This is a genomic window from Jiangella rhizosphaerae, from assembly GCF_003579925.1.
Taxonomy (GTDB): domain Bacteria; phylum Actinomycetota; class Actinomycetes; order Jiangellales; family Jiangellaceae; genus Jiangella; species Jiangella rhizosphaerae.
This window is the reverse complement of record NZ_QUAL01000334.1, coordinates 1-5,335: the sequence shown is the minus strand read 5'-3', so window position 1 is coordinate 5,335 and position 5,335 is coordinate 1. Positions and strand designations below refer to the sequence as shown.

3 protein-coding genes are annotated in these 5,335 nt (G+C 72.4%); 2 read left to right on the top strand and 1 reads right to left on the bottom strand.

Annotation, left to right across the window (positions count from 1 at the left end; genetic code table 11):
- Positions 1–303: 303 nt before the first annotated feature.
- A complete protein-coding gene (locus tag DY240_RS24330; RefSeq protein WP_119662304.1) occupies positions 304–2,925 on the top strand; it encodes a glycoside hydrolase family 78 protein in 2,622 nt (873 codons plus the stop codon).
- A gap of 11 nt (positions 2,926–2,936) precedes the next feature.
- On the opposite strand, the gene DY240_RS24325 is transcribed toward DY240_RS24330, so the two are convergent.
- Entirely contained in the window at positions 2,937–3,749 is an 813-nt protein-coding gene (locus DY240_RS24325; protein ID WP_119662303.1) for a helix-turn-helix transcriptional regulator, read from the bottom strand.
- A gap of 197 nt (positions 3,750–3,946) precedes the next feature.
- On the opposite strand from DY240_RS24325, the gene DY240_RS24320 reads away from it, so the two are divergent.
- On the top strand, positions 3,947–5,335 hold a 1,389-nt coding region (locus tag DY240_RS24320; protein ID WP_147375498.1), incomplete at its 3' end, for a carbohydrate-binding protein.

The window sequence follows — 5,335 nt, the reverse complement described above, 5'->3', positions numbered from 1 at the left end:
CGTGCCGGTGGGAAGGTCGCTGGCGTTCGCGATGGAGCCGGCATCGTGCCGACGGCCACGCGCGCGGCCGTGGCCCCTCACCGGCCGCGAAGGCATCACCTGCCGACCACGACACCGTGACGACGACGCCGCCACCCTGACCACCACACCACGGCACACGCCCCCACGCATTCATCGGCATCTCCAAGGCCGCAGCGTCGGCAATCTCGGCGTCGGCTAACACATCAGGAGGACTGAGGATCAAACGGACTCACTCACTCAGCAAGGTTGACGGCACACGTTTGAAACGATTCGATATGCGGCATGGACATCACGTCGGTGCGGTTCGAGCACCATCGGGAACCCCTCGGAATCGGTGAGCCACGGCCGCGGCTGTCCTGGCTGACCAGCACTGACGTGCCCGGCTGGCGGCAGGCGGCGTACGAGGTCGAGATGGTGGACGGCGACGCCGGCGCGACGTGGTCGTCCGGCCGGGTGGACTCAGCCGAGTCCGTCCTGGTGCCGTGGCCCGGCGCCCCGCTGCGCTCGCGGGAGCGGCGTCGCGTCCGGGTCCGGGTGTGGGGCGACGACGGCGCCGAGCCGTCGGCCTGGAGCGACTGGCACGTCGTCGAGGCCGGGTTGCTCGACGCCGCGGACTGGACGGCGCAGCTGATCGGCCCCGACTGGGACGAGGCGCCGGACCGCTCGCATCCGCCGGCGCTGTTCCGCCACGAGTTCGAGCTGCCCGGGCCGGTCGAGTCGGCCCGCCTGTACGCCACCGCGCACGGCCTCTACGAGGTCGAGCTCAACGGCGCCGTCGTGGGCGACCAGGTGCTCGCGCCGGGCTGGACGAGCTACCACCACCGCCTGCGCTACCAGACCTACGACGTGACCGGCCTGCTGCGCGAGGGCCCGAACGCGCTCGGCGCCACCGTGGCGGAGGGCTGGTTCCGCGGGCGGCTGACCTGGAAGTCCAAGCGCAACGTCTACGGCGACCGCGCCGGTCTGCTGGCCCAGCTCGAGGTCCGGCTGGCCGACGGCCGCACCGTCGTCGTCGGCACCGACGAGACCTGGCGGTGCGCCACCGGGCCGATCCTCGAGGCGAGCCTCTACGACGGCGAGACCTACGACGCACGGCTGGAGCGGCCCGGCTGGTCCGCGCCCGGGTACGACGACACCGGCTGGAGCGGCAGCCGGCGCGCGCCGGTCGACCGGACCCGCCTGGTCGCGCCGACCGGGCCGCCGGTACGCCGCACCCAGGTGCTGCGCCCGGCCGCCATCCTGACCTCTCCATCCGGACGCACCATCGTCGACTTCGGGCAGAACCTGGTCGGCCGGGTCCGGCTGCGGGTCAGCGGGCCGGCCGGCCACGTCGTCACGCTGCGCCACGCCGAGGTGCTGGAGAACGACGAGCTGGGCGTCCGCCCGCTGCGCACCGCGCGCGCCACCGACCGCTACACGCTGGCCGGTCGGCCGGAGGGCGAGGAGTGGGAGCCGCGGTTCACGTTCCACGGCTTCCGCTACGCCGAGGTCGACGGCTGGCCGGGCGAGCTGACGGCGGACGACGTCACCGCGGTCGTCGTCCACACGGATGTCGAGCGCACCGGCTGGTTCGAGGCGTCCGAGCCGCTGCTGGAACGGCTGCACGAGAACGTGGTATGGAGTCTGCGCGGCAACCTCGTCGATGTCCCCACCGACTGCCCGCAGCGCGACGAGCGGCTGGGCTGGACCGGCGACCTCCAGGTCTTCGCACCGGCGGCGAGCTTCCTGTTCGACTGCGCGGGCCCGCTCACGTCCTGGCTGCGCGACCTCGCCGCCGAGCAGCTCGCCTCCCCGGACCGTCTGCCGCCGGTCGTCGTCCCGAACGTGCTCGACGACAAGAACGACGCCGCCGCGTGGGGCGACGCCACCGTCGTCGTGCCGTGGGTGCTGTACCGGCGCTTCGGCGACCTGCAACTGCTGCGCGACCAGTTCCCGAGCATGACGGCCTGGGTCGACGGCATCGCCGAGCGGGCCGGCGAGAGCGGCATCTGGGACGGCGACTGGCAGTACGGCGACTGGCTCGACCCCAGCGCGCCGCCGGACGACCCCGCCGCCGCGCGCACCGACCCGGCCCTCGTGGCCACCGCCTACCTGGCCCGCTCGGCGGCGATCCTCGCCGACGCCGCGGCCCTGATCGGCGAGCACGCGGCGTCGGAACGGTACGCCGACCTGGCGGCGCGCGTCCGCCGCGCCTTCGCCGCCGAGTACGTCACGCCGAACGGCCGGCTGGCCGGCGACACCCAGACCGGGTTCGCGCTGGCGCTGCAGTTCGCCCTGCTGGAGACGCCGGAGCAGCGCGAGCGCGCCGGGCGCCGGCTGGTCGAGCTGGTCCACGACGGCCGCTACCGCATCGGCACCGGCTTCGTCGGCACGCCGCTCATCGCCGACGCCCTGTGCACCGCCGGCGCGACGCAGGTGGCGTACCGGCTGCTGCTGGAGACGTCGTGCCCGTCGTTCCTCTACCCGGTGACCATGGGCGCGACGACCATCTGGGAGCGCTGGGACAGCATGCTGCCCGACGGCACCGTCAACCCCGGCGAGATGACGTCGTTCAACCACTACGCGCTCGGCGCGGTCGCGGACTGGCTGCACCGCGTGGTGGCGGGCCTCGCCCCCGGCGCGCCCGGCTACCGCCACCTCGTCGTCGCACCCCGGCCCGGCGGCGACCTGACCAGCGCCGGAGCGGTGCACCTGACGCCGTACGGCCGGGCCTCGGTGCGCTGGAGCCAGGACGGCGACGCCTTCACCCTCGACGTCGAGGTGCCGCCGAACTGCACCGCCACCGTACGGTTGCCCGGCGGCGCGGCGCACGAGGTGGCCGCCGGCCGGCACCGGTTCGAGGAGCGGCACGAACCGGCGCCCTACCCGCCGGTCGTCGAGCGTCCGCGGAACGCGCACGTCTGAGCGGCCGGCCGTCAGCGGCGGATGAGCTCCGACGGGTTGCGGCCGTCGATCTTCTTGAACAGCCGGCTGAAGTAGTAGATGTCGGCGAACCCGACGCGGGTGGCCGCCTGGGTGACGTTGCACTCGCCGCTGAGCATGAACTCCTTCGCCTTGGCGATCTTGATGCGGTGCTGGTACTCCTTCGCCGTCAGGCCGGTGAACTGCTTGAACAGCGCACGGAAGTGCGACGGGCTGAGCCCGGCGCGGTGCGCGAGGTCGGTGACGGCGTAGGTCTGCCGGTAGTTCGCCCGCATCAGCTCGATGACGGTGATCAGCTCGCGGGCGTGCGGGCTGTCCAGGTGCGGCAGCGTCTGCTGCCGGATGAGCTCGTGCAGGATCGTCATCGTGATGGCGCGGCAACGGATGAGGTAGCCGGGCTTGCGCTGCGTCCAGGCGAGGTGCAGCTCGGCGAAGTGCGCCGAGAGCCGGCTGGCGAACGAGCCGCGGTTGAGGTGGTCGACGACCGAGAGCTGCTCGTCGACGTTCCCGGCGCCGGCCTCCGCGTCGAACGCGACGGACAGGAACGACCACGGCCGCTCCTCGTCGGCGTGCCCCGAGTGCGCCATGCCCTTCGGGAAGAACAGCACGTCGCCCTCGCGGACCAGCAGGTCCTCGTGACCGTCGAAGCGGTAGTGCGCCAGCCCGGAGGTCGCGTACGCGAGGATGTACGAGCTGCTGTTCACCATCGACGTCACGCCCCAGTCCGGGTCCGGCTCGCGCTGGATGACGTAGTCGATGTCGGTGACGACGAAGTCGAAGTAGTCGGCGTAGGTGTCCGTCGCCATGGCCCGCCTCCTCTCGGCACATCACCGCGTGTGATCGGCGCTTCGTACAAGTAGGTCGAGGTCGCAACGATCGACCCGGCTCAGCGTTTCGTGCAAAGGCCTGGCACGCAGTGTATGGCGCGAGCCGACCACGCGCCGACACACTCTCGTCACACCCTGTTCACGTTGGCGCGTCCACCGGTGAGGAGCTGGGATCGATGAGAGTCAGGACCGAACGCCACGGCCGCATCCGGAGGGCACTCGCCGCGGCGGCGGCCACGCTGCTCCCGCTCGCGGTGCTCGCCGCCCCCGAGGCGGCCGCGAACGGCCTCGTCGTCGAGGCGGAGGACGCGGTTGCCACCACCTACACGCCGGGCGTGGTCGACGACGCGCGGATGAGCGGCGGCCGGTTCCTGCAGCTGTGGACCACCACGGCGCCGTCGACCGGCGACTACCGCGCCAGCTACGAGGTGACGGCGCCGGAGGACGGCCTGTACCAGCTCGAGGTCGCCAGCACTCCCCCGTCCGGCGTGACCTGGGCCTCGCCCTACGACCTCAAGGTCAACGACGGCGCGTTCGAGCCGGTGACGCAGGCGGTCAAGGGCGCGACGATCACGTCCGAGATCGCCAAGTACCGCCTGGGCACCGTGAACCTGACCGCCGGCGCGAACACCCTCACGTTCCGGGTCGACGACCGCAGGGCGCTGGACACCAGGTACGTCATGTACGTCGACGCCCTGACGCTCACACCTACCGACCTGAAGGTCCAGACGATCACCGCCGACGGCGCCCCGCTCAACGTCATCGAGGACGGGTCGCCCGCCACGTTCACCGTCGCCCTCAACGGCGCCGCGCCGCAGGCCACGCAGCTGAGCTACGTCGTGCGGGACTACTGGTCGGCCACGGTCGCGCAGGGCACGCTGCCCGTCGCGGCGGGTGCGGAGTCCGTCGCGATCGACGCGGGGACGCTGGACATCGGCCACTACTCGATCAGCGCGCAGGTGACCGGCACGGCCGCCGTCACCACGCAGGCGTCGGTGGTGCTGGCCGGCGCCGACCGCACGAAGCCGGCCGACTCGCCGTTCGCCCTCGACGTCGCCGGCGGCCTGCTGCTGCCGCCGGACAAGTGGGACGCGTTCGCCCGTGCCATGGACCTGTCCGGCGTCACCTGGATCCGCGAGCGCGTCTCGTGGGGCGCGGTCAACCCGGCCGCGGGGCAGTTCGACTTCACCAAGGACGTCCGCGCCGACGGCTGGACCCAGGCGCTCGAGGGCACCGGCATCAAGATCCTGGAGATGATGGGCGGCGCGCCGGCCTGGACCCGGGACAGCGACAAGAAGCTCCCGAACAACCTCAACGCCGTCTACGACTTCGCCAAGGAGTCCGCCGCCTACTTCGCCGACCGCGGCGTGGAGGCGTGGGAGTTCCTCAACGAGGTCAACGCCGGCTCCTGGACCACGCCGACCGAGACCGCCGACCAGTACGCCGCCGTGCTCAAGGCCGCCGCGATCGGCTACGAGGACTCCGGCGCCGACCCGCTGGTGTCCGCGGCCGGCATGGCCGGCGCCCAGCCGTACCCGTGGCTGGAGCTCATGCTGCGCAACGAG